General features: G+C 69.1%; 25 protein-coding genes. 14 read left to right on the top strand and 11 right to left on the bottom strand.

Features of this window, described 5'->3' with window-relative positions; all coding sequences use genetic code 11:
- Positions 1-76 precede the first annotated feature (76 nt).
- From ABN401_RS07180 to ABN401_RS07195, 4 genes are all read left to right on the top strand, one after another.
- A complete protein-coding gene (locus ABN401_RS07180; protein WP_349684156.1) occupies positions 77-1,342 on the top strand; it encodes a type III PLP-dependent enzyme in 1,266 nt (421 codons plus the stop codon).
- 77 nt (positions 1,343-1,419) lie between these two features.
- The gene (locus ABN401_RS07185) at positions 1,420-1,842 is read left to right on the top strand and encodes a TM2 domain-containing protein (RefSeq protein ID WP_349684157.1); all 423 of its coding nucleotides are present in this window, start codon (positions 1,420-1,422) and stop codon (positions 1,840-1,842) included.
- Positions 1,843-1,958: 116 nt separating this feature from the next.
- Complete coding sequence (locus ABN401_RS07190; protein ID WP_349684158.1) at positions 1,959-3,014, top strand: 1,9-bis(guanidino)-5-aza-nonane synthase; 1,056 nt, start codon at positions 1,959-1,961, stop codon at positions 3,012-3,014.
- A 138-nt stretch (positions 3,015-3,152) separates the two neighbouring features.
- Positions 3,153-3,479, top strand: a complete 327-nt coding sequence (locus tag ABN401_RS07195; protein ID WP_349684159.1) for a ribonuclease — start codon at positions 3,153-3,155, stop codon at positions 3,477-3,479.
- A gap of 4 nt (positions 3,480-3,483) precedes the next feature.
- Here ABN401_RS07195 and ABN401_RS07200 read toward each other — a convergent pair whose 3' ends face one another.
- Together ABN401_RS07200 and ABN401_RS07205 are read right to left on the bottom strand one after the other, a co-directional pair.
- Positions 3,484-4,335, bottom strand: coding sequence for an HAD family hydrolase (locus tag ABN401_RS07200; protein ID WP_349684160.1), 852 nt, complete (start codon positions 4,333-4,335; stop codon positions 3,484-3,486).
- An 89-nt stretch (positions 4,336-4,424) separates the two neighbouring features.
- Entirely contained in the window at positions 4,425-6,746 is a 2,322-nt protein-coding gene (locus ABN401_RS07205) for a PAS domain-containing sensor histidine kinase (protein WP_349684161.1), read from the bottom strand.
- A gap of 202 nt (positions 6,747-6,948) precedes the next feature.
- Between ABN401_RS07205 and obgE the strand changes: the two genes are divergently transcribed.
- The 8 genes from obgE (at position 6,949) to ABN401_RS07250 (ending at position 14,870) form a co-directional block, all read left to right on the top strand.
- On the top strand, positions 6,949-7,998 hold the full coding sequence (obgE, locus tag ABN401_RS07210; protein ID WP_349684162.1) for a GTPase ObgE: 1,050 nt from the start codon (positions 6,949-6,951) through the stop codon (positions 7,996-7,998).
- Positions 7,999-8,285: 287 nt separating this feature from the next.
- Positions 8,286-8,906, top strand: a complete 621-nt coding sequence (locus ABN401_RS07215) for a nicotinate-nucleotide adenylyltransferase (protein WP_349684163.1) — start codon at positions 8,286-8,288, stop codon at positions 8,904-8,906.
- Positions 8,907-9,042: 136 nt separating this feature from the next.
- Positions 9,043-9,558, top strand: coding sequence for a ribosome silencing factor (gene rsfS, locus ABN401_RS07220; protein ID WP_349684164.1), 516 nt, complete (start codon positions 9,043-9,045; stop codon positions 9,556-9,558).
- 216 nt (positions 9,559-9,774) lie between these two features.
- Entirely contained in the window at positions 9,775-10,239 is a 465-nt protein-coding gene (gene rlmH / locus ABN401_RS07230) for a 23S rRNA (pseudouridine(1915)-N(3))-methyltransferase RlmH (protein ID WP_349684165.1), read from the top strand.
- Positions 10,239-11,300 carry a murein hydrolase activator EnvC family protein gene (locus tag ABN401_RS07235; RefSeq protein WP_349684166.1) on the top strand — a complete coding sequence of 354 codons (1,062 nt, stop codon included), beginning with the start codon at positions 10,239-10,241 and terminating at the stop codon, positions 11,298-11,300. The genes rlmH and ABN401_RS07235 overlap by 1 nt, the downstream gene beginning before the upstream one ends.
- Positions 11,301-11,550: 250 nt before the next feature.
- Positions 11,551-12,918, top strand: coding sequence for a S41 family peptidase (locus ABN401_RS07240; RefSeq protein WP_349684167.1), 1,368 nt, complete (start codon positions 11,551-11,553; stop codon positions 12,916-12,918).
- 117 nt (positions 12,919-13,035) lie between these two features.
- Complete coding sequence (locus tag ABN401_RS07245) at positions 13,036-14,232, top strand: divergent polysaccharide deacetylase family protein (protein ID WP_349684168.1); 1,197 nt, start codon at positions 13,036-13,038, stop codon at positions 14,230-14,232.
- Between the two features lie 140 nt (positions 14,233-14,372).
- Positions 14,373-14,870, top strand: coding sequence for an RNA pyrophosphohydrolase (locus tag ABN401_RS07250; protein ID WP_349684169.1), 498 nt, complete (start codon positions 14,373-14,375; stop codon positions 14,868-14,870).
- A gap of 45 nt (positions 14,871-14,915) precedes the next feature.
- Here ABN401_RS07250 and ABN401_RS07255 read toward each other — a convergent pair whose 3' ends face one another.
- The 7 genes from ABN401_RS07255 to ABN401_RS07285 all read right to left on the bottom strand — a co-directional run bounded on the left by ABN401_RS07255 (position 14,916) and on the right by ABN401_RS07285 (position 20,701).
- Positions 14,916-15,236: a DMT family transporter gene (locus tag ABN401_RS07255; RefSeq protein WP_349684170.1), complete on the bottom strand. Its 321-nt coding sequence runs from the start codon at positions 15,234-15,236 to the stop codon at positions 14,916-14,918.
- A 126-nt stretch (positions 15,237-15,362) separates the two neighbouring features.
- Entirely contained in the window at positions 15,363-15,686 is a 324-nt protein-coding gene (locus ABN401_RS07260) for a YnfA family protein (RefSeq protein ID WP_349684171.1), read from the bottom strand.
- 33 nt (positions 15,687-15,719) lie between these two features.
- Positions 15,720-15,989 (bottom strand): ATP synthase F1 subunit epsilon, encoded by a 270-nt coding sequence (locus ABN401_RS07265; RefSeq protein ID WP_349684172.1) that lies wholly within the window; start codon positions 15,987-15,989, stop codon positions 15,720-15,722.
- Entirely contained in the window at positions 15,989-17,542 is a 1,554-nt protein-coding gene (gene atpD / locus ABN401_RS07270) for a F0F1 ATP synthase subunit beta (protein WP_349684173.1), read from the bottom strand. The genes ABN401_RS07265 and atpD overlap by 1 nt, the downstream gene beginning before the upstream one ends.
- A gap of 42 nt (positions 17,543-17,584) precedes the next feature.
- Positions 17,585-18,463, bottom strand: coding sequence for a F0F1 ATP synthase subunit gamma (locus ABN401_RS07275; protein WP_349684174.1), 879 nt, complete (start codon positions 18,461-18,463; stop codon positions 17,585-17,587).
- A gap of 31 nt (positions 18,464-18,494) precedes the next feature.
- Positions 18,495-20,030, bottom strand: a complete 1,536-nt coding sequence (atpA, locus tag ABN401_RS07280; protein WP_349684175.1) for a F0F1 ATP synthase subunit alpha — start codon at positions 20,028-20,030, stop codon at positions 18,495-18,497.
- Positions 20,031-20,146: 116 nt separating this feature from the next.
- A complete protein-coding gene (locus ABN401_RS07285) occupies positions 20,147-20,701 on the bottom strand; it encodes a F0F1 ATP synthase subunit delta (RefSeq protein WP_349684176.1) in 555 nt (184 codons plus the stop codon).
- A gap of 247 nt (positions 20,702-20,948) precedes the next feature.
- Between ABN401_RS07285 and ABN401_RS07290 the strand changes: the two genes are divergently transcribed.
- A complete protein-coding gene (locus ABN401_RS07290; RefSeq protein WP_349684177.1) occupies positions 20,949-21,779 on the top strand; it encodes a TerC family protein in 831 nt (276 codons plus the stop codon).
- Positions 21,779-22,612, top strand: coding sequence for a glutaminyl-peptide cyclotransferase (locus ABN401_RS07295; RefSeq protein WP_349684178.1), 834 nt, complete (start codon positions 21,779-21,781; stop codon positions 22,610-22,612). Before ABN401_RS07290 ends, ABN401_RS07295 begins: the two co-directional genes overlap by 1 nt.
- Positions 22,613-22,711: 99 nt before the next feature.
- Here ABN401_RS07295 and ABN401_RS07300 read toward each other — a convergent pair whose 3' ends face one another.
- Both ABN401_RS07300 and ABN401_RS07305 read right to left on the bottom strand, forming a co-directional pair.
- Entirely contained in the window at positions 22,712-23,338 is a 627-nt protein-coding gene (locus ABN401_RS07300) for a hypothetical protein (protein ID WP_349684179.1), read from the bottom strand.
- A gap of 175 nt (positions 23,339-23,513) precedes the next feature.
- On the bottom strand, positions 23,514-24,281 hold the full coding sequence (locus tag ABN401_RS07305) for a DUF1223 domain-containing protein (RefSeq protein ID WP_349684180.1): 768 nt from the start codon (positions 24,279-24,281) through the stop codon (positions 23,514-23,516).
- Between the last annotated feature and the right edge of the window lie 32 nt (positions 24,282-24,313).

Consider the following 24,313-nt stretch of genomic DNA (forward strand, 5'->3'; position numbering starts at 1 on the left):
TCCGGCGGACCCCGTAGGTCTAACGTTTGCGCTGCTAACGCCGGCTGGGTTTAACAATAACAGGGGTTTACGTGAATTGCGCACGTACACATTTCCCCTGGACCTGGTCCGCGAGCGGTCCCCTGAACGTCCCGTCGCACTCGTGCGGCCGCGTTCGGTTTCCGTAGCGGCGCGCTGGTTCCAGGACAATCTAAAGGCTGACGTCTTCTATGCCGTGAAGGCAAACCCGTCCGCATGGGTCATCCAGACCCTCGTTGACGCGGGCGTCACCGGGTTCGACGTCGCATCTCTGGCCGAGATCGAGCTGGTCCGCTCGGTCAGCGCCGACGCGCGCCTGGCCTTCATGCACCCGGTCAAGAGCCGCTCGGCGATCACGCGCGCCTATTTCGATCACGGCGTGCGCACCTTCTCGCTCGACTGCGAGGACGAGCTGCAGAAGATCCTCGACGCCACCGGCGGCGCGGACGATCTGAACCTGCTGGTCCGCATGGCGGTCTCGGCGGACGGCGCGGCCTATTCCCTGTCCGGCAAGTTCGGTGTCTCGACCGATCAGGCCCCGGCCCTGCTCCTGGCCACGCGCCGGGCGGTCAGGGACGGGCTGATGGGCGTCTGCTTCCACGTCGGGTCCCAGTGCATGCGCCCCTCGGCCTATGAGGCGGCGATGGCCCAGGTCGGTCGCGCCATCAAGAAGGCGGGCGTCTTTGTCGACATCGTCGACGTGGGCGGCGGCTTCCCCTCGGTCTATCCGGGCATGGTTCCGCCGGACATGAGCGAATACGCCGACGCCATCCATCGCGGCTTCAACGAGATGCCCGTGTCGGAAACCACCGAGTTGTGGTGCGAGCCCGGCCGGGCGCTGGTGGCCGAGTCGTCCTCGATCCTGGCGCGCGTGGACCTGAGAAAGGGCGACGCCCTGTATCTGAACGACGGGTCCTATGGCTCGCTATTCGACGCGACCCACTCGCGCTGGCCCTTCCCGACCAAGCTGGTCCGGGACGGCCAGGCCTCGGAAGATCTCAAGCCGTTCCAGTTCTATGGACCGACCTGCGATTCGATCGACCATATGCCGGGTCCGTTCTGGCTGCCGGCCGACATCCGCGAGGGCGACTTCATCGAGATCGGCATGCTGGGCGCCTATGGCGTGGCCATGTCGACGGGCTTCAACGGCTATGGCGAACACGACATCGCCGCGGTCGAGGACGCCCCGATGGCCTCGCTGTACGGTCTGGCACCCCGCTCCATCCCGACCGTGCGCACCACGGCGGAAGAGCAGGCCAGGAAGGTCGTCCGCCTGTCGCGCCCCAAGGGCAAGGCGGGCCAGCGCCGGAAGAGTCGCCGCTGAGGTCAGATAACGAAGGCTTGTGAACCGCGCGCGCGGGTGTCACGGCTTCTCGAACGGCCAAGCTTGGGAGGTTCTTGATGTCCGACGCGCACGGCTCGCACGATCCGGGGCCCAGCATCGATCACGGATCGAACGCGCCCGGTCACGCGCAGATGATGCACGATCAGCGGCATCGCGAGTTCATGGAGTCCGACCCGGCCTATTCCAAACCCTGGGACGGAAACCGGACCCTGGTCATCGGCTATGCGCTCTGGCTGTTCCTGGGCTGGGCCGGCGGCCACCGCTTGTATGTCGGGCGCTGGAAATCGGCGCTGGGCATGGCAGCGGCGGGGTTCGTGACCTGGATCATGACCAGCCTGCTCGGACCCTATCTGGGGGTCCCCATGACGATCTGGTGGATCGTCGACGCCTTTCTGATCCCCGGCTGGATCCGGGTGAAGAACGAGGAAAACGCGGCGAGGAAGGCGGCCCAGCCGCCTGTTCTCGTCGAAACGGTCTGAACTCCGTCACGCTTTTGGACTAGACGACCACCACGACTACCGCAGCGGCCCGTCGCTCCGTCCGGGCCGCTGATGTTTTTGACGACGGGCGCTCAAACCAAAGGGAAACCCTTGCAATGAACGCTCCCGTTCAGACCAACCAGAAGGCCCAGCTGCTCCAGAACGTCGTGGAGCACATCGACATCACCAGCTTCGACGCGCGTCCGATCATCGACAGCATGCGCAAGATGAGCTTCTCCTCGCGCGACACCGCCCGGGCGGCCGACATCTTCAACATGGCGCTGGAAGACACCGCCTGCTCGCCCTGGCTGATCCTGGCCGGTTCGACCTCGGCCGGCGGCTGCATGCATGTGTACCGCGACATGGTGAAGTTCGGCATGATCGACGCCGTGGTCGCCACCGGCGCCTCCATCGTCGACATGGATTTCTTCGAGGCCCTAGGCTTCAAACACTATCAGGCGGCCGGTCAGGTCGACGACAACGTCCTGCGCGAGAATTACATCGACCGCATCTACGACACCTATATCGACGAGGAAGAGCTCCAGGCCTGCGACCACACCATCCTGGAGATCTGCAACCGGCTGGAACCGCGCGGCTATTCCAGCCGCGAGTTCATCTGGGAAATGGGCAAATGGCTGAGCGAGGGCAACGCCAGGAAGCCCGGTTCGCTGATCCAGACCGCCTATGAAGAGGGCGTGCCGATCTTCTGCCCGGCCTTCGTCGACTCGTCCGCCGGCTTCGGTCTGGTCAAGCACCAGAAGGAGCGGATGGCCGAGAAGAAGCCCTATCTGATGATCGACGCGGTCGCCGACTTCCGCGAACTGACCGACATCAAGATCGCGGCGGGCGTCACCGGCCTGTTCATGGTCGGCGGCGGCGTGCCCAAGAACTTCGCCCAGGACACGGTGGTCTGCGCCGAGATCCTCGGCATCGAGGCCGAGATGCACAAATACGCGGTGCAGATCACGGTCGCCGACGTCCGCGACGGCGCCTGCTCCTCCTCGACGCTGAAAGAGGCCGCCTCCTGGGGCAAGGTCCAGACGACGCACGAACAGATGGTGTTCGCCGAGGCCACGACCGTCGTCCCGCTGATCGGCTCCGACGCCTATCACCGGGGTGCCTGGAAGAACCGCGACAAGCGCCGGTGGAACAAGCTGTTCGAGGCGGCCTGACCCGCGCTCAAGCAGCAAGCCGCCGCGCGGCGAGCGATAGCGACACGAGCAAGCCGGGGCCGCGAGCGATCGCGGCCCCTTTCCTCGCGCGGAACCGACGGCTCCCCCGCGACCTTCCGTTTCCACAGGAGCCCTCGCATGACCGACGCCGATCGACCCACCAATGACCTGCCGTCCGCCGAGGCTCGCGACCGCCTTGATCCGGCCAAGGCCGGCGACGCCCTGAAGGCCGCCCTGAGCGGTAGCGACATGGGTTCGGACACCCGGGCGGGATCGCTGCGAGGCGGCTCCGCCTCCGGCTCGGACGTCGACCCGGATCAGGCCGACATCAATCAGAGCCTGGCGGCGCAGGGGCAAAAGGCGGCGGCTTCACAGCCGCCTGCCGGCGGAGACCCGGTCGTCAACACGGGTGACGATCAGAAGGCGAAAGCGCCTCAGAAAGACGCCGACGCCGCGACCGGCTGAGGCCTCACACCGCCGCCATCGTCCCGGCGTTGATGGCGATCCGGCCCAGCAGGCCCTTGACGATCAGGTCCAGCGGCTGGCCCTCGCGATAGTCGGCGGCGGCGACGAAATTGACGCGGTCCTCCGAGATCAGGCCGTAGATCTTCTCCTGGTCGCGTTCCGAGTTCCTGGGATCATAGACCGCGATCGAGAAGCCGCCCTTGGTGTGCATCATCTTCATGGTCGGCACATCGGTGTCGCCGTCGCCCAGGAAGATCATCCGCTCGAACGGCACGGCGCGTTCGTCGTCGGGCACGAACTTGTTGATCCGCTCGTGGTCCCAGTGGTTCAGGACGCCCTTGTTGATGCGGAACAGATACTGGGTCTTGGTGGTATAGTTCACGCCCACCGCCGGCCAGATCGCCACCCCGTGGTCGTCATAGGCGAACTTGGACGCGAAGACGTGCCGGAAGGCCGGGCGGATGGGACAGCCGTCGATCATCTCCTCCAGCCCCGCCGAGATGATGTAATGCTCGATCTCCAGCCCATACTTGCGGCCGACCCTGTCGATCCGCTCGAACCAGCCCTTGCCGGTCAGGTCGGACTTCAGCCCGTCGAACAGTTTGACGTCCTCGCCGTGTTCCTTGAGCAAGGTCCTGGTCACCGGCCGCCCGTTCTCGCGAGCCCGCTGCAGCATCAGCTGCATATACATCAGGATGTTGTCGCCATCGGCCGACTTGGTCAGCCGGTCCGCCTCGCCCCAGAAGTCGCCCACGCCCATGCCGACCGAGGGGATGAAGGTCACCTCCTGCATGTTGCCGCGCGCCAGCGTGCCGTCGAAGTCGTAGATCAGGGCGGTCTTGAGGAGGTCGGCCATAAGGAAGGCAGTAGGCAGTAGGCAGTAGGCAGTAAAGGGTCGGGAGGTAAGTGGGTGGGCCGACACCGCTCAAACCTACTGCCTCCTGCCTAACCCAGCGCCAGCTCCGGTGCCGCCGCCACGCCGTCGGCCTCCAGCGGCAGGTGCAGGATGAAGGCCGCGCCCTTGCCCGGTTCGCTCTCGACCTCGGCCCAGCCGCCGTGCAGCTCGACCAGCGCCTTGACCAGGGCCAGGCCGACGCCCGGCCCGCCGCGCTCGCGCTTGACGAAGCGGTCGAACACATGGGCCTGCAGGTGATAGGGGATGCCCCGACCGGTGTCCTCGACCCGAATGCGGATCTCCGAGGCGTTGGCCTCGGCCTTCAGGGTGACGACGCCGCCTTCGGAGATCGACCGGGCGGCGTTGTCCAGCAGGTGATCGACCGCCTGGCCCAGTCGCCGCGCGTCGCCGCGCAGGATCGGCAGGTCGGCGGGCACCTCGGCGCGGAAGCTCGCGCCCCGGCCCTCGATGCGGCCCAGATGCCGTCCTGCCGCCTCGGCGAACAGGTCCTTGATCCGCACGTCGCCCAGCGACAGCTCCATTTCGCCGGCGTCGATCTGGGCCATGTCCAGCACATCGTCGATCGAGGCGGCCAGCTGTCCCGCCGCGATCCGGATGGCTCCGGCGTGCTGGCGGCTGCGTTCCGGCAGGTCGCCCAGGGTCTCCAGCAGCTCGGAATAGCCGACGATGGTCGTCAGGGGCGTGCGGAGCTCGTAGCTGACCGAGCCGACGAACTCGCGCTTCAGGGCCTGGCTTTCCTTCAGGGCCGCCTCGCGCTGGGCCAGGGCCTGCTCCAGCTCGCGCCGTGCCGTCACATCGGAGAACGCGACCAGGGTTGCTCCGTCCGGCAGAGGCCGGGTCTGCCAGGCGGCCGTGCGGCCATCCAGGGTCCGTCCCTCGCCGGAGACCGCCACGCGGCTTTCGGGATCGGGGTCGGCCACCCGCGCCTTCAGCCCCAGCCACAGGGCCGCGTCCGGCAGGGCGGCCTTGCACAGCTCGGCCACGGCGTCGAAGTCACCGGCGTCCCTGAGCGTCTCGGCCGACAGGTTCCAGAAGCTCTCGAACGCCTCGTTGTGCAGACGCAGCCTTCCATCCGAGCCGAACACGGCGACGGCGTCGTTCAGCTTGTCCAGCGTCGCTGTCTGGACCTGTAGCTGGGCATTGAACCGGCTGCGCAGGTTCAGCTCGCCGGTGATGTCCGAAAACAGCAGCAGCACCCCGCCCAGGGGGTGGGGCTGGCGCACGACGCGCAAGGTCCGCCCGTCCGGCAGGGACCAGCTCTCGTCCGGGGCCGCCTCGGCCGCCCCATAGAAGTCCAGCTCGCGCGTCTTCCAACTTGCGTAATCGACCACCTCGGGCAGCATGCGGCGCTGACGCAGGCGGTCCAGCAGCTCGGCGTGGGTCGGGCGCTCGTCCAGCCAGGCGGCGTCCAGACCGAACAGGGCCTGAAAGGCGGTGTTGTGGAAGGCCAGCCGACGCGACGGCCCGAAGATGGCGACCGCGTCGGCGAGGTGGTTGAGCGTCTCGTCATGGGCCTCGACGTGGCGGCGCAGGGTGTCACGCGTCTCCTCGGCCTCGGTCATGTCGAGCGCGAAGACCAGCACCGGGCCGCCTGCGCCGGCGATCGGCTCGGCCATGATCTTCCAGGCGCGTCGGCGGCCTTCGCCGGGCGTCCAGCGGAAACCCTCCTGGCGCGTGCCGATCCGCCCGGCCTCGGCCGCCAGCTGGTCGGCCCCCCGGTCGAAGGAGGCCTGGCGTTCGCGCGCCTCATCCAGGGTCACGCAGCCGGTCTCGGCCAGCCAGGCGCGGTTGGCCCAGACCAGGCCGCCTTCGCCGTCCAGCACCCAGGCCGGCGAGGGCGAGGCCTCGGCGATCAGGCCCGCGCCCAGCCCGGGATCGCCCGGGGACGCGACGGCCTCGGACCGCTCGGTCAGCCTCAGCCAGGCGACGCCGCCGTCGGTCCGCCCTTCGACGGTCCAGCCGCTGGCGGGATCGCGCGCGCGAAACGGCGCGCCCTCGGCCAGCAGCCGGTCGATCGCCTCGCCGTGGCGGGTGTGAAGGGCTTCGGACAGGACCAGGGCGTCGGTGCCGTCGCGATCCCCGGCCAACACCGCCCGCGCCGCCGCCACGGCGGGATCGGAGCCCAACAGGATGGGAGGCTCGCCCGGCTGCAGCCCCAGTCGGACCTCGTCGAAGGCGGCGACGGCGCTGATCCCGGCCGAGGCCTGACGGGTCAGCGCCTCGTGCGAGACCAGGGCCGCGTCCAGCCGCGCCGCCGTTTCGCGGCGCAGGCGAAAGGCCCAGGCGCTGACCGCGAGGGCCAGACCCGCCGCTCCCGCAGCCGCCGCGAATGCGATGTCGGCCTCCGCCATGCCGTCCCGCCCGTTGATGCCGAATCACGACCATAGCGCAGACCGGGCTCCATCGCAGGGCTCGGCCTGTAATTCGCCCCGCTTCTCGTTCATAAGCCCCGGTCGAGCCGCGAGGGACCGTGTTCCGAGCGATAGCGCCCCCCACCCGCGCTCAAGCAGCGAGGCTCCGCGAGCCGAGCGTTAGCGCAACAAAGAATACCTCATGAAGTTTCTTGACCAGGCCAAGATCTACATTCGCTCCGGCAACGGCGGGGGCGGCTCGGTGTCGTTCCGGCGCGAGAAATTCATCCCGAACGGCGGGCCCGACGGCGGCGACGGCGGCAACGGCGGCCATGTCTGGGTCGAGGCGGTCGAGGGGCTGAACACCCTGATCGACTATCGCTACCAGCAGCATTTCAAGGCTGCGACCGGCGGTCACGGCCAGGGCCGGCAGATGCACGGGGCCAAGGGCGAGGACGTGGTCCTGCGCGTGCCCGTCGGCACCCAGGTGCTGGACGAGGACAAGGAGACGGTCGTGCTGGACATGGTCGAGGCCGGCCAGCGTGAGCTGTTGCTCAGCGGCGGCAACGGCGGCTGGGGCAACGTCCGCTTCAAGGGGCCGATCAACCAGGCCCCCCGCCACGCCAATCCGGGCCAGGAGGGCCAGGAACGCTGGATCTGGTTGCGGCTGAAGTTGATCGCCGACATCGGCCTGGCGGGCCTGCCCAACGCCGGCAAGTCGACCTTCCTCGCCGCCGCGTCCGCAGCGCGGCCCAAGATCGCGGACTATCCGTTCACCACCCTGGCCCCCAACCTGGGCATGGTCGACCTGTCGCCTGGCGAGCGGTTCGTCATCGCTGACATCCCCGGCCTGATCGAGGGTGCGTCGGAAGGCGCAGGCCTGGGCACGCGTTTCCTGGGCCACGTCGAGCGCTCGGCCTCGCTGATCCACCTGGTGGACGGCACCCAGGACGATGTGGCGGGGGCCTACCGCATCATCCGGGGCGAGCTCGACGCGTACGGAGAGGGCCTGGCCGACAAGACCGAGATCCTGGCCCTGAACAAGATCGACGCCCTGACACCCGAAGCCCGCGCCGAGAAGTCCGCCGAACTGGAGGCCGCCTCGGGAAAGCGTCCCCTGTGGGTCTCCGGCGTGTCCGGCGAAGGGGTCCCCGAACTGCTCCGCGCCGCCTGGGCCGAGGTTCGCAAGACCCGGGGCGAGATCAACGACGAGGGCGAGGAACGGCCCGCTGCTGGAGACTGGGCACCGTGAACCCTCTCCCTCCCCCGGCGGGGGAGGGCAGGTCGCGAAGCGACCGGGTGGGGGCGGCAAGGCAGTGCGGCTTTCGATCGCCGATGTATCGCCTTGCCCGCCCCACGCGGTCTCCGCTGCGCGTCGACCACCCGCCCCGGTCCGGGGAGGGAGACACTCTCATCGCCGCGTGTTAGCTCACCGATGAGCATAAGCCCCGACGCCCCGCGAGCCCCGACCTGTCCTTCTTCCATGCCGGACCCGCGCCCCAGGCGATCGGCCCCCGCTCCGGGGCCTTGCGCGACGGCTTGACCTTGTCGCCCGGAATGGCGGTCGGGCTGTTCGGCGGCTCGTTCAATCCGGCCCACGACGGTCACGCCCATGTCGCCGAGACGGCGATGCGACGGCTGGACCTCGACCGGGTCGTCTGGCTGGTCTCGCCTCAGAACCCGCTCAAGGACAGCGCCGGGACCGCGCCGCTCTCGGACCGCATGGCCTCGGCGCGCGCCGTCGCCCTGGGGCCGCGCATGATCGTCTCGGACTTCGAGACCCGCGCCGGAACACACTGGACGATCGATACCCTGCGCGCGATCCGCGCCCGGCACCCCGGCGTGCATTTCGTCTGGCTGATGGGCTCCGACAATCTGGAGAGCTTTCATCGCTGGCGCGGGTGGACCGACATCATGCGGATGATGCCGGTGGCGGTCATCGCACGGCCGGGGTCCCTGCTGGAGAGCCGCGCCGCCCCCACCGCCATGCGCTTCGCCGCCAGCCGGGTCTCGGCGGGCGAGGCGCGACTGCTGCCCCGCATGCAGGCGCCGGCCTGGACCTATCTGACCGCCCCCCTGAACCCGTCTTCCTCCACGGCCCTGCGCGCCAGAGACGCGTCGTCGCGCTCAAGCCGCGAGGGACCCGGCTCCGAGCGATAGCGCCCAACGCTGCGGGTGACGTTTTGCCCCGTCCGTGCTAAGGAGCCACTTTAGTGAACCCGCCCGGAGCCCTCCGCTGACCCCCTCGCCCGCGCACGATGCGCAAGACTCCGCCGTCTCGAACACGGCGAACGAGATGGACCCCATCGATCCCGTCCATTCCGAAGACGGCACGCCTGCCTCGACCGACGACGACGAGGATGACGGTTCCGCCGACTATTCGCTGTTCGGCACGGGATCGGAAGGCAATGTTCCGCCCGAGGATGACGACGCCTCCTTCAGCCGCGAAGCCCCGCTGCCCGTCGGCTCGACGCCGATCGAGCAGGCCGTGCTGGCCAAGCTGGACGAGGACAAGGCCCAGGACATCGTCCTGATCGACCTGAAGGGGAAATCCCCGATGGCCGACACCATGATCGTGGCCTCCGGCCGGTCGCACCGCCATGTCGGCGCCCTGGCCGACCACTTGCTGCGCACGCTCAAGGAAAACGGCCTGGGCCGCGCCAAGGTCGAGGGCCTGCCGCACTGCGACTGGGTGCTGATCGACGCCGGCGACGTGATCGTCCACCTGTTCCGCCCCGAGGTCCGCGTCTTCTACAACATCGAGAAGATCTGGGCCGTCGACAGCGCGCACCGCGGGGCCGGCGCGGCCTGAGGCTCTAACGTCCTTCTCCCCTTGCGGGAGAAGGTGGCCCGCAGGGCCGGATGAGGGGTGAAACTCCGACATCAGGCGGCTAAGCTCGATCCATGCTGAAACCTTCGGTCCGAACGCGCGCTGCTGCCCACCGCCACGGTCGATGACCGAGTTTCACCCCTCATCCGACCTCGCTGTGCTCGGCCACCTTCTCCCGCAAGGGGAGAAGGAACGCAGATGAAACTCGCCCTCATCGCCATCGGCAAGGCCGGGCGCGGCCCCGAGGCCACGCTCGCGACGGACTATGCCGCGCGCGCCACCGCCGCCGGGCGCGCGCTGGGTCTGGGTCCCTGCGACCTGATCGATCTGGAGCCCCGCAAGCCGGGCAAGGCCCCCGAGGCCGAGCTGATCCTGACGGCCGCCGAGGGCGCGCATCTGATCGCCTGCGACGAACGGGGACGGTCCTACTCCAGCCGCGCCTTCGCCAACCATATCGCGACGCTCAGGGATCGCGGCGAGCGACGCCTGGCCTTCGCCATCGGCGGGGCCGACGGGCTGGACACCTCGGTGCTGGCAGCGGCCGGATCGACCGTCGCCTTCGGACCCCAGACCTGGCCCCACGCCCTGGCCCGGGCCATGCTGGCCGAACAGGTCTATCGCGCGGTGACGATCCTGGCCGGATCACCCTATCATCGCGACTGATGAACCGCGCCGCCGTCCTCGCCCTCGTCCTGCTGACCGCCCTGCCGGCCTCGGCGACGGTCCAGGACGACCTCGACCAGCTCCAGGCCCGCTACCGCGACGAACAGATCCGCGCCCGCCGCCTGCGCGCTGACGCGGAGGCCGCCCAGGGCGAGATCCAAGCCCTCGACCGCGAACTGACGACGCTCCGCCGCGACGTGGCCGACGACGACCGGGAACTGGCCGCACAACGTGAGCGGCTGCGGGCGCTGGGCCGACGCGAGGCCGCCGTCGTCGCCGAACTGGCCCAGGCGCGCGACGGCCAGATGCGGTTGATGTCGGCGCTGCAACTGATGAGCCGCCGGCCCCCACCGCCGCTTCTGGTGCCCGCCGACCGCGCGATCGACACCGTGCGCGCCGCCCTCCTGATGAAGGCGATGGCCCCCGACCTGCGCCGTCGCGCCGACGTCCTGGTCGCCCGGCAGGCCGAGGTGGCCCGCATCCGCCGCCTCGCGGTCCTGTCGTCCGAACGGCTGATGACGACAGAAAGCGCGCAAGGCGACCGCCGCGCCGAGATCGAGCAGTTGAGCGCCCGGCGCACGGCCCTCGTCGCCGTGTTGCGCGCCGACGCCGAGCGCGCGGAGACGGCCGCCGAGGCGCTCGAGGCGCGTATCCGGGCCCTGGGCGGCCGCCCGGTCGCCGCCGCCGCCCCCACCGACGCGCCCGCCAGCCGGTTGCCCGCCGGTCGCGACCGCCTGACCTCGCCGGTCGCCGGCGCCCCCATCGCCCGCTTCGGCCAAGGGTCGCAGGGCTGGCGCTGGTCCGCCCCCGCCGGTTCGGTCGCCGCCCCGGCCGCCGCCCGCGTCGATCACGCGGGTCCGCTCAGCGGCTGGGGCCAGGTGGTGATCCTCGATCTCGGCGACGGCTGGCGGGCCGTGGTCGCCGGGCTGGACACGCTGGACGTCGAGCCGGGCCAGAGGATCGCGGACGGCCAGTCGCTCGGTCGGGGCGAGGCGGGCGGTGACGTCTATCTGGAACTCCGACGCGGGGACCGGCCTGTCGATCCGGCCCCATTCCTGTAGGGTCGGCCGCGCTACGCCCGATCCTGACGTATCGGCGTGGCAGGGTAATCACCGCGTCCACCTCGGATGCGGAGAGTGAGAGAAGTGAGAGTCACTTTCACCCACCCCCCGACTCTCACCCGCATCATGGGAATTGGCTTCCCTCCGCCGCATGACGCTGATTTTATCCGCAGGACGCGCGCTCGCCACGATTGACGGCGAGGTTCGCGCAAACCCTCCCCACCCCTGACCGGGGCCTGAAAGAGACCGAATGCGCAGACTGCTGATCGCCGGAGCCGCCACCGTGGCCCTGGGACTGTCCGCCGCCGCCGTGGCCAGCCAGACGCCCCGGAACGAGACCTTCCGGATGCTGCAGCTGTTCGGCGACACCCTGGCGGTGATCGAACAGGCCTATGTCGTCCCCGTCGACAACAAGAAGCTGATCGAGGCCGCCCTGGCCGGCATGATGACGGCGCTGGACCCGCATTCCAACTATCTGGCCCCCGACGGCTATGGCGACCTGCAGGAACGCACCTCGGGCGAATACTCGGGCGTCGGCCTGACCATCACGACCGAGGGCGGGCTGGTGAAGGTCATCTCGCCCATGGACGACGGCCCGGCGGCCAAGGCCGGGGTCCAGGCGGGCGACGTGATCTCGGCCATCGACGGCCAGAACGCGGCGGGCCTGACGGTGTCCGAGGTGTCCGAAAAGCTGCGCGGGGCCATCGGTACTTCCGTCAACGTCACCTTCCTGCGCGATGGCGAGGAGCCGCTGGAAGTCACCCTGGTGCGCGAGGTCATCACCGTCGACAGCGTCACGGGCCGGGTCGAGGGCGAGTTCGGCTACCTGCGCGTGGCGACCTTCAACGAGAACACCAGCCGCGAACTGACCGAGGCGATCGATCGCATCAAGGCCGAGAACCCCGCCGTGCGCGGCTATGTCCTGGACCTGCGCAACAACGGCGGCGGCCTGCTCAGCGCGGCCATCGAGGTGTCCGACGCCTTCCTCGAACGCGGCGAGATCGTCAGCCAGCGCGGTCGCAGCGCGGACCAGATCGAACGCTACGCCGCCCGCCCGGGCGACCTGACCGGCGGTCTGCCGGTCGTGGTGCTGATCAACTATGGATCGGCCTCGGCGTCCGAGATCGTCGCGGGCGCGCTTCAGGACCAGGAACGGGCGACGCTGGTCGGCCTGACCAGCTTCGGCAAGGGTTCGGTCCAGACGGTCATTCCGCTCGGCGGCGGCCGCGACGGGGCCCTGTCGATCACCACCGCGCGCTACTACACCCCGTCCGGCCGCTCGATCCAGAAGATCGGCATCGAGCCGGACCTGGAGGTCGCCCGCACCGAGGCCGAGGGCCGGATCGTCTCGCGTTCCAGCTTCATCTATTCCGAGGCCGCCTACGCCACGGCGCTGGACGCCTCGATCGGCGCTGAACGGCGGGGTGCCCACACCCCGCGCGAAGCCCCCGGCCCGGACTACGACGAAGACGCCGATTACCAGCTGCAGCGCGCGCTCGACGTTCTGCGCGCCCAGGGCGACCTGACCCGCCTGGCGGCCGCTCCAGAAGGCATCGTCGTCACCGAACCGACCGTCGAGATCGAGACGGCCGCTCTGGAAGACACGACCGAAGAATAGGCCGGTCATGGCTAACGGCGCGTTAGGGTTTCTTAACCGCCGCCCGTCATCCTCAGCCTCGAAGTGCGCCGTCCGGAATCCGTCCGGCGGCCGTCCTCAGAGCGTTCGACGTCGTCCATGTTCGCCAAGCGCCAGTCCGCCCTCGCCGCCGCCGCCGGCAGCCCCCCCGCCTCGCGGGGCCCCAAACTCGACTCCAGGGCCATCCTGGCCGTGCTGAAGAAGCCTCCGGTCGCCGTCGGTGCCGCCGGCCTGCTGCTGCTCTCCGCCGCCGCACTGTTCCTGACCGTGCTCGGCGATCCCCGCGCCGGGACGCCCTCTGCCCGCGTTGCGCTGAAGCGCGAGGCCCCCGCCGCAGCGCCCGCGCCGACCGGTCTCGAGGCCTTCTCCATGGGCGGGTTCGCCGCCTGGCAGGGTCTGGCCGATCCGGCCCTGATGGACAGCGGCGCGGCCGGCGGCGACGCCCTGATCACCCTGCCGGACGGGGCGACCGTCGCCGGCGGCTCGGCCATCGCCGCCCCCGTCGTCCCGGCCCAGCCTCTGGTCGCCGCCCCCATCGCGGGCCTCAGCCAACCGGGCCCCAACGGCCCCCTGCCCGTCATCGCCACCGACGGCCGCGTCCCGGCCCAGGCCTATGCCCGACCGTTCCAGCCGAACGGCCGCCCCCGCGTCGCCCTGATCGTCGGGGGCCTCGGCCTCAACGCCGTCACCACCCGCGCCGCCATCGAGCGGCTGCCGCCCGAGGTCACCCTGTCCTTCGTGCCCTATGCCGAGGGTCTCCAGGGATGGATCGACCTGGCCCGGCGTCAGGGCCACGAGGTGATGATCGAGATCCCGATGGAGCCGACCGGCTATCCCAACAACGACCCCGGCCCCTACACCCTGCTGGCCAACGCCACGCCCGACGACGTCGAGGCCAAGATGACCTGGCTGCTCGGCCGCGCGACCGGCTATTTCGGGGTGACCAACTATCTCGGCGACCGCTTCGTGACCTCCGACGCGGGCATGAGCGCCTTCCTCGGCACCCTGCGCCAGCGCGGCCTGGCTTTCCTCGACGACGGCATGGCGCGGCGCCGCCCCGGTGCCTGGGCGCGAGCATCCGCCGACACCATCGTCGATGAGACCCAGACCCCCGCCGCCATCATCGGCCGCCTGAATGCTCTGGAGGCCGCCGCCAAGACGCGCGGCGCGGCGCTGGGCACCGGCTTCGCCTACCCCGTCACCGTCGAGGCCGCCGCCCGCTGGGCCGTCGGCCTGGAGGCGCGGGGCGTTCAGCTGGCACCCGCCTCGGCGATGACGGCGCGGCCGGGGCGATAAGGCGAGGCAACAGGCAGTAGGCAGTAGGCAGTAGGATCAAGCGATCTCGCGGCCCTGCCAATCCTGTGCCGAGCGCGACGCGACGCGACCCACCATTTTCCTTGCTTCCTACTGCCTACTGCCTACTGCCTAATGCTTGGATGACCGACCACCCCCACCACCGCCCCAACGTCGGCGTCGTCCTGTTCAACGCCCAGGGCCTGGTCTGGTACGGCCGCCGCGCGGGCATGAGCGAGGGACACGCCTGGCAGTTCCCGCAAGGCGGCGTCGACAAGGGCGAGGACCTCGAAGCCGCCGCCCGGCGCGAGCTGGAGGAGGAGACCGGCGTCACCTCCGCCACTCTGCTCGGGCAAACAGACGGCTGGATCGTCTACGACTTCCCCGAGGCTCTGAAGGCCCAGCATGTCCGCGACGGCCGAAAGCCCTGGGACGGCCAGAAACAGGCCTGGTTCGCCTTCCGCTTCACCGGCGACGACGCCGAGATCGCGCTGGACCGCGCCCTTCTTGAGCATGGGGCCGAGATCGAGTTCGACGCCTGGCGCTGGGGCCGACTGGCCGAAGCGCCCGACCTGATCGTGCCCTTCAAGCGCGACGCCTATGAACAGGTCGTCGCGGCGTTCAGCCGGTTCGCGGCCTAAGCCCGCGCTCAAGCAGCGAGCGACCGCGTCGCGAGCGGTAGCGCCCTAAGTACTGGGCGCGAGCCGCATCAAAACCAGACCAGCCACGATCAAGCCCGCAGCCGCGACCCGCATGGGATGCACGCCCTCATTCAGCCAGATCACCCCGACGATGAAAGCCCCGACAGCCCCGATGCCGGTCCAGACGGTGTAGGCCGTGCCCAGTGGCAGGCTCTTCATGGCCAGGGACAGCAGGGCGAAGCTGACGCCCATGGTGCCGAGCGTGATCAGGCTGGGGACCAGCTTCGTGAACCCGGCGGATTGCTTCATGGAGAACGCCCAGACCACTTCCAGCAGTCCGGCGATGATCAGATAAACCCAGGCCACGCTCGGCCCTCCTTGCGAAAGGCCGGGCCGTCCCGGGCTTGGCCCCGGCGAACCGGGGGCGAGGACGTGGCCTCGTCTTGCAGGCGGCTATCTAGGACGCGGGAGCCCGGGCTTCAAGCCGGCGTCTCAGACCCCCCGGGGCCCGAACAGGATGACCGCCGCCCCGATCAGGCACAGGCCCGCGCCGAGGAGGTCCCAGCGATCCGGCGCGCGGTGCTCGACCAGCCACAGCCACAGCAGGGAGGCGGCGATATAGACCCCGCCATAGGCCGCATAGGCTCGCCCCGCCGCGTCGGCCTCGACCCGCGTCAGCAGCCAGGCGAACAGGACCAGCGACGCCGCGCCGGGAATGGCCCACAGCGGCGACCGGTCCAGCCTCAGCCAGGCCCAGAACGCGAAACAGCCGGCGATTTCCGCGCCGGCTGCCAGAACGTAGAGGAGCGCGGTCATGTCAGGACCGACGGGGACCGTCAGGTCCCCTCATTACTGGACCGAGACCTCGGCGGCTTCCTCGGCCAGGATGGTCAGTCCGGCCGGCGTCACGTCGGCGAAGCCCCCCTTGACCGAAAAGACCCGGCGGCTGGAGCCGTCGATGACCGTGACCGTGCCTTCGCGCAGCGCCGTCATGAAAGGCGCATGCGCCGCCAGGACGCCGAAGTCGCCCTCGACGCCCGGTGCGTCGACCTGGTCCACGAGGCCCGAGAAGACCTCGCGTTCCGGCGCGACCAGGGAAAAGCTGAGCTTTGCGGCCATCAGACTTCGGCCGCCATCTTCTCGGCCTTCTCGACGGCCTCCTCGATGGTGCCGACCATGTAGAAGGCGGCTTCCGGCAGGTGGTCGTATTCGCCGGCGACGATGCCCTTGAAGCTGCGGATCGTGTCGGCCAGTTCGACGAACTTGCCGGGCGCGTTGGTGAACTGCTCGGCCACGAAGAAGGGCTGCGACAGGAAGCGCTGGATCTTGCGGGCGCGGCTGACGACCAGCTTGTCCTCTTCCGACAGCTCGTCCATGCCCAGGATGGCGATGATGTCCTTCAGGGCCTTGTACTGCTGCAGGACTTCCTGGACCGAACGGGCGACCAGGTAGTGCTCCTCGCCGATGACCAGCGGGTCCATGATCCGCGAGGTCGAGTCCAGCGGGTCCACGGCCGGGAAGATGGCCTGGGCGGCGATGTCGCGGCTCAGCACGGTCGTCGCGTCCAGGTGGGCGAAGGAGGCGGCGGGCGCCGGGTCGGTCAGGTCGTCGGCGGGGACGTAGATGGCCTGGACCGAGGTGATCGACCCCTTCTTGGTCGAGGTGATCCGCTCCTGCAGGTTGCCCATCTCGGTCGCCAGCGTCGGCTGATAGCCCACCGCCGAGGGGATGCGGCCCAGCAGCGCCGACACTTCCGAGCCGGCCTGGGTGAAGCGGAAGATGTTGTCGACGAACAAGAGGACGTCCTTGCCCTCCTCGTCGCGGAAATACTCGGCCTGGGCCAGGCCCGTCAGGGCGACGCGGGCGCGGGCCCCGGGGGGCTCGTTCATCTGGCCGTAGACGAGGGCGCATTTGGACCCCTCGGTCGAACCGCCGTTCTTGGCCGGGTCCACGTTGACGTTGGACTCGATCATCTCGTGGTACAGGTCGTTGCCCTCACGGGTCCGCTCGCCCACGCCGGCCAGGACGGAATAGCCGCCGTAGGCCTTGGCGATGTTGTTGATCAGTTCCTGCATGGTCACGGTCTTGCCGACGCCGGCGCCGCCGAACAGGCCGACCTTGCCGCCCTTGGTGAAGGGGCAGATCAGGTCGATGACCTTGATGCCGGTGACCAGGATCTCGGAGCTGGTGGACTGCTCCTCGAAGGTCGGGGCGTCGCGATGGATCGGACGACGCTCGGTCGTCTGGATCGGGCCCGCCTCGTCGATCGGATCGCCGACGACGTTCATGATGCGGCCCAGGACCGCCGGTCCGACCGGGGTCAGGATCGAGGTGCCGGTGTCGGTGACGGGCTGGCCGCGGGTCAGGCCCTCGGTCGTGTCCATGGCGATGGTGCGGACCATGTTCTCACCCAGGTGCTGGGCGACTTCCAGAACCAGACGGAACGGCTCGCCCGTCTTCTGGTCGACGTTCCGGGTTTCCAGCGCGTTCAGGATGGCGGGCAGCTGGCCGGTGAACTCCACGTCCACGACGGCGCCGATGACCTGGGCGATCTTGCCCACGCCGGTGCCCGCCGTGACCACGGCGTTGCCGGAGACGGCTCCCGTCTTGGGGGCCTTGGGGGCGGCGGGCTTGCGCGCAGCGGGCTTCTTGGGGGCGACGGTGTCGGTCATCGGGTGCGGTCCGTTTATCGTGTGTCTGTCAGGATCGGAGGATCAGAGCGCTTCCGCGCCGGCGATGATCTCGATCAGTTCGGTGGTGATCTGGGCCTGGCGCTTGCGGTTGTACTGCAGCGTCAGCGAGTTGATGAGATCGCCCGCGTTGCGCGTGGCGTTGTCCATGGCGCCCATCTGGGCCCCGAAGAAGCTGGCCTGGTTCTCGAGCAGGACGGCCAGGATCTGGGTCTTGATGTTGCGCGGCAGGAGCGTCTCTAGGATCTCTTCCTCGGAAGGCTCGTACTCATAGACCGCGCCGTTCAGGTCGATCGGCGGGGCGTCGGCGTCGACTTCGGCGGGAACCAGCTGCTTGGGCGTCGGCACCTGCGAGATGACCGACTGAAACCGGCTGTAGAACAGGGTCACGACGTCGGCGTTGCCGGCCTCGAACTCCTGGGCCACCAGCTCGGCGATCGGCTCGGCGGTGTTCATGCCGATCACCTTGTGCTCCGAGAGCTCGAAGGTGCGGATGATCCTGTTGCCGTACAGGCGCGTCAGGCCGTCGCGGACCTTACGGCCCACGGCGATGATCCGCACGTCCTTGCCGTCGGCGATCAGGCTGTTGATCCGCTCGCGCGCGGCCCGGATGACGTTGGTGTTGAAGCCGCCCGCCAGACCCTTGTCGCCGGTCGCCACGACGACGAGGTGCTTCTTGTCCGAGCCCGTTCCGGCCAGCAGCCTGGGCGCGTCGTCGCCCGACATGCCCGCCGCCAGATTGGCGATCACGGCGGCCATCTTGCGGGCATAGGGACGCGCGCTCTCGGCCTGATCCTGGGCGCGCTTCAGCTTGGCCGCGGCGACCATGTTCAGGGCTTTCGTGATCTTCTGCGTGGACTTCACGCTTCCGATCCGATTGCGCATTTCCTTGAGGCTGGCCATCGGGCGCTACTCTCTCAGCTTTCCGTCAGGCTCAGGCGAAGGTCTTGGCGAAGGCTTCGATCGCGGCCTTCAGCTCGGCTTCCAGCTCCTTGGACAGGGCCTTGGTCGACTTGATGGCGTCCAGAATCGACTGGTGCGCCGAGTGCATCCGGGCCAGCAGCTCGGTCTCGAAGCGCTGGATGTCGCCGACGGCGACGTTGTCCAGATAGCCGCGCGTGCCGGCATAGATGGACACCACCTGCTCTTCGACCGTCAGTGGCGAGTACTGGGGCTGTTTCAGCAGTTCGGTGAGACGAGCGCCGCGGGCCAGCAGGCGCTGGGTCGAGACGTCCAGGTCCGAGCCGAACTTGGCGAAGGCGGCCATTTCCCGGTACTGGGCCAGCTCGCCCTTGATCGAACCGGCGACCTGTTTCATCGCCTTGATCTGGGCCGAGGAGCCCACGCGCGACACCGAGATGCCGACGTTCACGGCCGGGCGGATGCCCTGGTAGAACAGGTCGGATTCCAGGAAGATCTGGCCGTCGGTGATCGAGATCACATTGGTGGGGATATAGGCCGAGACGTCGTTGGCCTGGGTCTCGATCAGCGGCAGGGCGGTCATCGAGCCCGAGCCGTTTTCCTCGTTCAGCTTGGCCGAACGCTCCAGCAGGCGGCTGTGCAGATAGAAGACGTCACCCGGATAGGCCTCGCGGCCCGGCGGACGGCGCAGCAACAGCGACATCTGGCGATAGGCCACGGCCTGTTTGGACAGGTCGTCATAGACGATCAGGGCGTGCATGCCGTTGTCGCGGAAATACTCGCCCATGGCCGTGCCCGAGAACGGGGCCAGGAACTGCAGCGGGGCCGGCTCCGACGCCGTGGCGGCAACCACGATGGTGTATTCCAGCGCGCCGCGCTCCTCGAGCGTCTTGACGATCTGGGCCACGGTCGAACGCTTCTGCCCGATGGCGACATAGATGCAGTAAAGCTTGTCGCTCTCGGCCGCGCCTGCGGCGTTGACCGACTTCTGGTTCAGGATGGTGTCGACGGCGACGGCCGTCTTGCCGACCTGACGGTCACCGATGATGAGCTCGCGCTGGCCGCGGCCGACGGGGATCAGGGTGTCGATGGCCTTCAGGCCGGTCTGCATCGGCTCGTGCACCGACTTGCGGGGAATGATGCCCGGCGCCTTCACGTCCACGCGGCGGCGCTCGGTGAACTGGATCGGGCCCTTGCCGTCGATCGGCTCGCCCAGCGGGTTGACGACGCGACCCAGCAGACCCTTGCCGACTGGCACGTCCACGATCTCGCCCAGACGACGGACTTCGTCGCCCTCGGCGATCTGGGCGTCGGCGCCGAAGATCACGGCCCCCACGTTGTCGCGCTCCAGGTTCAGGGCCATGCCCTTCACCCCGGCCTTGGGAAATTCGATCATCTCGCCGGCCTGGACGTTGTCCAGACCGTGGATGCGAGCGATGCCGTCGCCGACCGACAGGACCTGGCCGACGTCGGAGACGTCCGCCTCGACGCCGAAGTTGGCGATCTGGGACTTGAGGATGGCCGAAATCTCGGCGGCGCGGATGTCCATGTCTGTCTCTCTGTCTTGTCGTTCGGCGCTGTCAGCGTCGGCGGCTGTCTCGGCGCTGTCGGCAGAGCCGATCAGCAGTGTTGGCGTTTCCCGCCAGAGGCGGATTGCAGTTTACGTCAGGCCCGTTTGAGAGCGAACTTCATCTGGTCGAGCTTGGTCTTCAGCGAGGCGTCGAACAGCGTCGAGCCGACCTTGACCTTGAGCCCGCCCAGGATCGACGGATCGACACGGGCGGTCATTTCCGGGGCCTTGCCCAGCGCCTTGGACAGGGCCGAGCGGATATGGGTGGTCTGGGCCGTCGACAGCGGCACGGCCGAGACGACCTCGGCAGCGACGACACCGGTGTGGGCCGAATACAGGGCCTCGAAGCCGGCGATCACGGCGGGCAGGTCGCGCGCGCGGCCGTTCTGGCCCAGCAGGCCGAGGAAGTTGCGGGTGGTGGTCTCGAACCGGGCCTTGTCGGCGATGGCGACCAGGCCCCGCTGCTGGTCCTCGGCGGCCATGACCGGAGAGGTGGCCAGACGGCGCAGGTCCGCGCTCTCGATCCAGGCAGCGCGCAGGGACGCCAGATCGGCCCGCACGGCGTCCAGGTGGCCGGTTTCCAGCGCCAGGTCGAACAGCGCCTGGGCATAGCGCCCGCCGACTTCCGTCGTTCTGAAATCGTCAGCCAAGACCCGTCCGTCCGATATGCGGTTTCGCCAAACGACCGGTCGCGAGCTTCGCGCCGGTCAAAGGCTTGTAATGCTTAAGGAAAGCACGGAGGGGGCCGTCTCGTGTGAAACGCCCCTCGCTAAGCCGGGCGCCTGATAGCACTCATCTTTCGCCCCCGCAACCGAGGCAGGACGGCGCATGCAGCGGGGTTGATCGTGGGCGCGCGCCGTGGCCTAGAGGAGTGCCCCTCCCGTTTCCGGATTTCCCATGCTCGACAGCATCGTCCCCCTGCTCTCCGATCCCGCCGCCTGGGCGGCGCTCGTCACCCTGGTGGTGCTCGAGGTCGTGCTGGGCATCGACAACCTGATCTTCATCTCGATCCTGTCGAACAAGCTGCCCGAGCATCAGCGCCAACGGGTCCGTCGCATCGGCATCGCCCTCGCGCTCGTCATGCGTCTGGCGCTGCTGTCGATCATCGCCTGGCTGGTCGGTCTGGTTGAGCCGGTCTTCACGGTCATGGGCAACACCTTCTCGTGGAAGGACCTGATCCTGATCGCGGGCGGCCTGTTCCTGGTCTGGAAGGCGACCAAGGAAATCCACCACACCGTGGACCCCACCCCGTCGCACGACGTCCTCGACAAGAAGGACACGGCCATCATGAACGCGGGTTCGGCCATCGTTCAGATCATCATCCTGGATCTGGTGTTCTCGATCGACTCGATCCTGACGGCCGTAGGCATGACCGAGCATCTGCCGATCATGGTCGTGGCGGTCCTGGCGGCGGTCACCGTGATGCTGCTGGCCGCCGACCCCCTGGCCAACTTCATCGCCAAGAACCCCGGCGTGGTCATGCTGGCCCTGGGCTTCCTCCTGATGATCGGCATGGTGCTGATCGCCGACGGCTTCGGCTATCATGTGCCCAAGGGCTACATCTACGCGGCCATGGCCTTCTCGGCCGGGGTCGAGGCGCTGAACATGCTCAGCCGGTCCTCCCAGTCCAAACAGGACAAGGCCAAGGCCGCGCGCCAGGCGGCGGACGCGGCCGAGGCGCGGGCGCGCGCGGCCGAGGCCGAGGCCGCGACCGACACGGCGCGGTGATGCGGTCGCGGCGTCTCGCCGGCCTCGCGGCCGGACTGGCGGTTGGCGCGGCCCTCGCGCCAGCGGCCTGGGCCCACGGCCAGACGCCGCAAACCGCCCCTGCGGCCGCTCAACAAGCAGCGCCGATCGCCCGGCCGCCCCGCCAGGGCTATGAGATCGTCGCCACCTATCCCCACGACCCGACCGCCTTCACCCAGGGCCTGGTGTTCCGCAACGGCGAGTTGCTGGAAAGCACCGGCCGCTATCCCTCGACCGTCCGCCGCGTCCGGCTGGAGGACGGCGCAGTGCTGATGAAGCGGGAGCTGGACACCGCCTTCTTCGGCGAAGGCCTGACCCTGATCGGCGATCGGCTGATCAGCCTGACCTGGCAGAACGGGCGAGGTTTCGTGTGGGATCCGGACACACTGGAGCCCGAGGGCAGCTTCGACTACGCCGGAGAGGGCTGGGGTCTGACCCACGACGGGACGCGGCTGATCCTGTCGGACGGCACCGCGCGGCTCAGGTTCCTGGATCCGACGACCTTCGCCGAGACTGGCGGGGTCACCGTCAACTGGCAGGGCCGCCCGGTCGGTCGCCTGAACGAGCTGGAGTTCATCGACGGCGAGGTATGGGCCAATGTCTGGCAGACGGACGCCATCCTGCGCATCGATCCGGCGACCGGCAATATCCTGTCGGTGATCGACCTGTCGGGCCTGCTGGCCGCGGGCGAGGTCGCCGATCCAAATGACGAGGTCCTGAACGGCATCGCCTGGGACCCCGCGACCCGGCGGCTGTTCGTCACAGGCAAGAACTGGCCCAAGCTGTTCGAAATCCGTGTCACCCAGCCGCGCTGACGTCGGATACCGACGAGGAGCAGCGGGCACTCCGCCTGCCCGTCGCGGCAACCCCTTCGCGCTCAAGCAGCGAGCGACCGCGTCGCGAGCGGTAGCGCGCTAATTTGTGAGGATCTGCACCCGCGACCACACCCCGCCGTGGTTGACCACCTCGACCCGCAGGGCCCCGCCCTGGGGGCGGGCGACGGTGCAGACGGGGTAATGATCCTGGGAGCTGTCCAAGCACACGATCGTGCCGGACCGGTCCCTCAGCACCAGGTCGATGTTGGTGTCGCCGTCGCCGATCGCCGCCACCCGCAAGACCTCGTCGCGCCTGACCTCGATCTCGAAGCCGAAGGTCTGGCGCGCTTGCACCCGTCGGACCAGAACGATCGGACCGGCCCCGAAGGCCGAGGCGCGGACCCCCTTGTCCTGGGTTCGAAGCCGCAGGATCTCGGCCCGGATCGCCGGGTCGTCCCCGGCCATGGCCTCGGCCTCATCCAGCAAGGTCGACGCGGTCAGAAACGGCGCGTCGCCGCTTTCCTGGCGCGTGCGGACATCGTCCATCATCCGCGCCGCGACCAGCATGGCCTGAACGTCCCGATGCGCGCGCGCCCAGGCGGCGACCTCCGCGGCCGTGACGATCTGGGTGATGGCCCGGGCCTCGGCGTCCGCGTCCGGAGGCGATGCCGACCGGGCCTGTCGACCGGCAGGGGCGGCGGCGACGCTGAGAGCGGCCAGAAGCAAGGCCGTCGCCGCGGTCGCCCGCCGCGCACAGCCAGACCGTTCCGAGCGCATCGCCATCCAAACCTTGCCCCACCCCTCCGCCATCCTGGGCGGCGACCCTCCACAACGGCGATCGATCGGGCGGGAACAGTGACCGAAGATGATCGTGCCAGCAAGCGGACCCAGGGGCGGGGGCTCAGCGCACGGCGGCGTTCAGGATGCGGCGATCCGCGCTGGCCTGGACCAGGACGGCGACCCGATCACCCGGCTGCGGATCGTCCGGCAGGTCGAGCAGCACCGGCTGGCCTGTCCATTCCCCCAGGCGGGTCAGCCGTCGCACGACGTTGACGTGCCGCACGGCCCGGCCGCGATTGTCGCCGTCGGCCACCGTGACCGTCTGCGCCCCCGGCATGAAGGTCACGGCCCAGACTTCGGCGCCGCCCGCCGGCGGTCGACCCGAACCGATGCCCACCGCATCGCCCGTGTCGCGGAACTCCACCTCGGGGGGAAAGACCCGACGCTCGGCCTCTTCGTGGACCGCGGCCTCCATGGCCGGGGCCTCGGCCCCCGAGACCTGTCGGCGGCCGTCGATCACCACCTGGGGCGTGTAGACGTTCCGCAGGCGCATGGCCGACTGATAGGCGCGCTGCCGTGCCTCGAACTCGGGCCGGGCGAAGGTGTCTTCCCAGCCCAGATAATCCCAGTAGTCGACGGCATAGGTCAGCGCGATGACGCCGGGTTCGTCCGCCAGGGCCTCGACCGCTTGATTGGCCTCCGGACAGCCCGCGCATCCCTGGGCGGTGAACAACTCGACCACGACCGGTTCGGTGGGCGCGTCGCGACCCTCCGAACGCGACACAGACGGCTGGGCGGCCGATCCGACCGCCCCCGCCAGCGCCAGCGCCGCGCCTCCTCCGATGATCCATTCCCGCGTCCGCATGGCGGCGATATCTAGACCGGCCAAGGCGCGAGCGCTGCTCATAAGTCCGTGAAGCG

The sequence above is a fragment of the Brevundimonas aurifodinae genome, from assembly GCF_040195595.1.
GTDB classification, from domain to species: domain Bacteria; phylum Pseudomonadota; class Alphaproteobacteria; order Caulobacterales; family Caulobacteraceae; genus Brevundimonas; species Brevundimonas aurifodinae.

Bases quoted from the DNA above. Each gene is read 5' to 3' on its own strand.
- ABN401_RS07275 (WP_349684174.1), bottom strand. From the start codon at position 18,463: ATGGCCAGCCTCAAGGAAATGCGCAATCGGATCGGAAGCGTGAAGTCC.
- ABN401_RS07260 (WP_349684171.1), bottom strand. From the start codon at position 15,686: ATGACCGCGCTCCTCTACGTTCTGGCAGCCGGCGCGGAAATCGCCGGC.
- ABN401_RS07250 (WP_349684169.1), top strand. From the start codon at position 14,373: ATGACCGACCACCCCCACCACCGCCCCAACGTCGGCGTCGTCCTGTTC.
- ABN401_RS07295 (WP_349684178.1), top strand. From the start codon at position 21,779: ATGCGGTCGCGGCGTCTCGCCGGCCTCGCGGCCGGACTGGCGGTTGGC.
- ABN401_RS07245 (WP_349684168.1), top strand. From the start codon at position 13,036: ATGTTCGCCAAGCGCCAGTCCGCCCTCGCCGCCGCCGCCGGCAGCCCC.
- ABN401_RS07235 (WP_349684166.1), top strand. From the start codon at position 10,239: ATGAACCGCGCCGCCGTCCTCGCCCTCGTCCTGCTGACCGCCCTGCCG.
- rsfS (WP_349684164.1), top strand. From the start codon at position 9,043: ATGGACCCCATCGATCCCGTCCATTCCGAAGACGGCACGCCTGCCTCG.
- rlmH (WP_349684165.1), top strand. From the start codon at position 9,775: ATGAAACTCGCCCTCATCGCCATCGGCAAGGCCGGGCGCGGCCCCGAG.
- ABN401_RS07290 (WP_349684177.1), top strand. From the start codon at position 20,949: ATGCTCGACAGCATCGTCCCCCTGCTCTCCGATCCCGCCGCCTGGGCG.
- ABN401_RS07190 (WP_349684158.1), top strand. From the start codon at position 1,959: ATGAACGCTCCCGTTCAGACCAACCAGAAGGCCCAGCTGCTCCAGAAC.
- ABN401_RS07195 (WP_349684159.1), top strand. From the start codon at position 3,153: ATGACCGACGCCGATCGACCCACCAATGACCTGCCGTCCGCCGAGGCT.
- ABN401_RS07265 (WP_349684172.1), bottom strand. From the start codon at position 15,989: ATGGCCGCAAAGCTCAGCTTTTCCCTGGTCGCGCCGGAACGCGAGGTC.
- ABN401_RS07240 (WP_349684167.1), top strand. From the start codon at position 11,551: ATGCGCAGACTGCTGATCGCCGGAGCCGCCACCGTGGCCCTGGGACTG.
- atpA (WP_349684175.1), bottom strand. From the start codon at position 20,030: ATGGACATCCGCGCCGCCGAGATTTCGGCCATCCTCAAGTCCCAGATC.
- atpD (WP_349684173.1), bottom strand. From the start codon at position 17,542: ATGACCGACACCGTCGCCCCCAAGAAGCCCGCTGCGCGCAAGCCCGCC.
- ABN401_RS07200 (WP_349684160.1), bottom strand. From the start codon at position 4,335: ATGGCCGACCTCCTCAAGACCGCCCTGATCTACGACTTCGACGGCACG.
- ABN401_RS07185 (WP_349684157.1), top strand. From the start codon at position 1,420: ATGTCCGACGCGCACGGCTCGCACGATCCGGGGCCCAGCATCGATCAC.
- obgE (WP_349684162.1), top strand. From the start codon at position 6,949: ATGAAGTTTCTTGACCAGGCCAAGATCTACATTCGCTCCGGCAACGGC.
- ABN401_RS07205 (WP_349684161.1), bottom strand. From the start codon at position 6,746: ATGGCGGAGGCCGACATCGCATTCGCGGCGGCTGCGGGAGCGGCGGGT.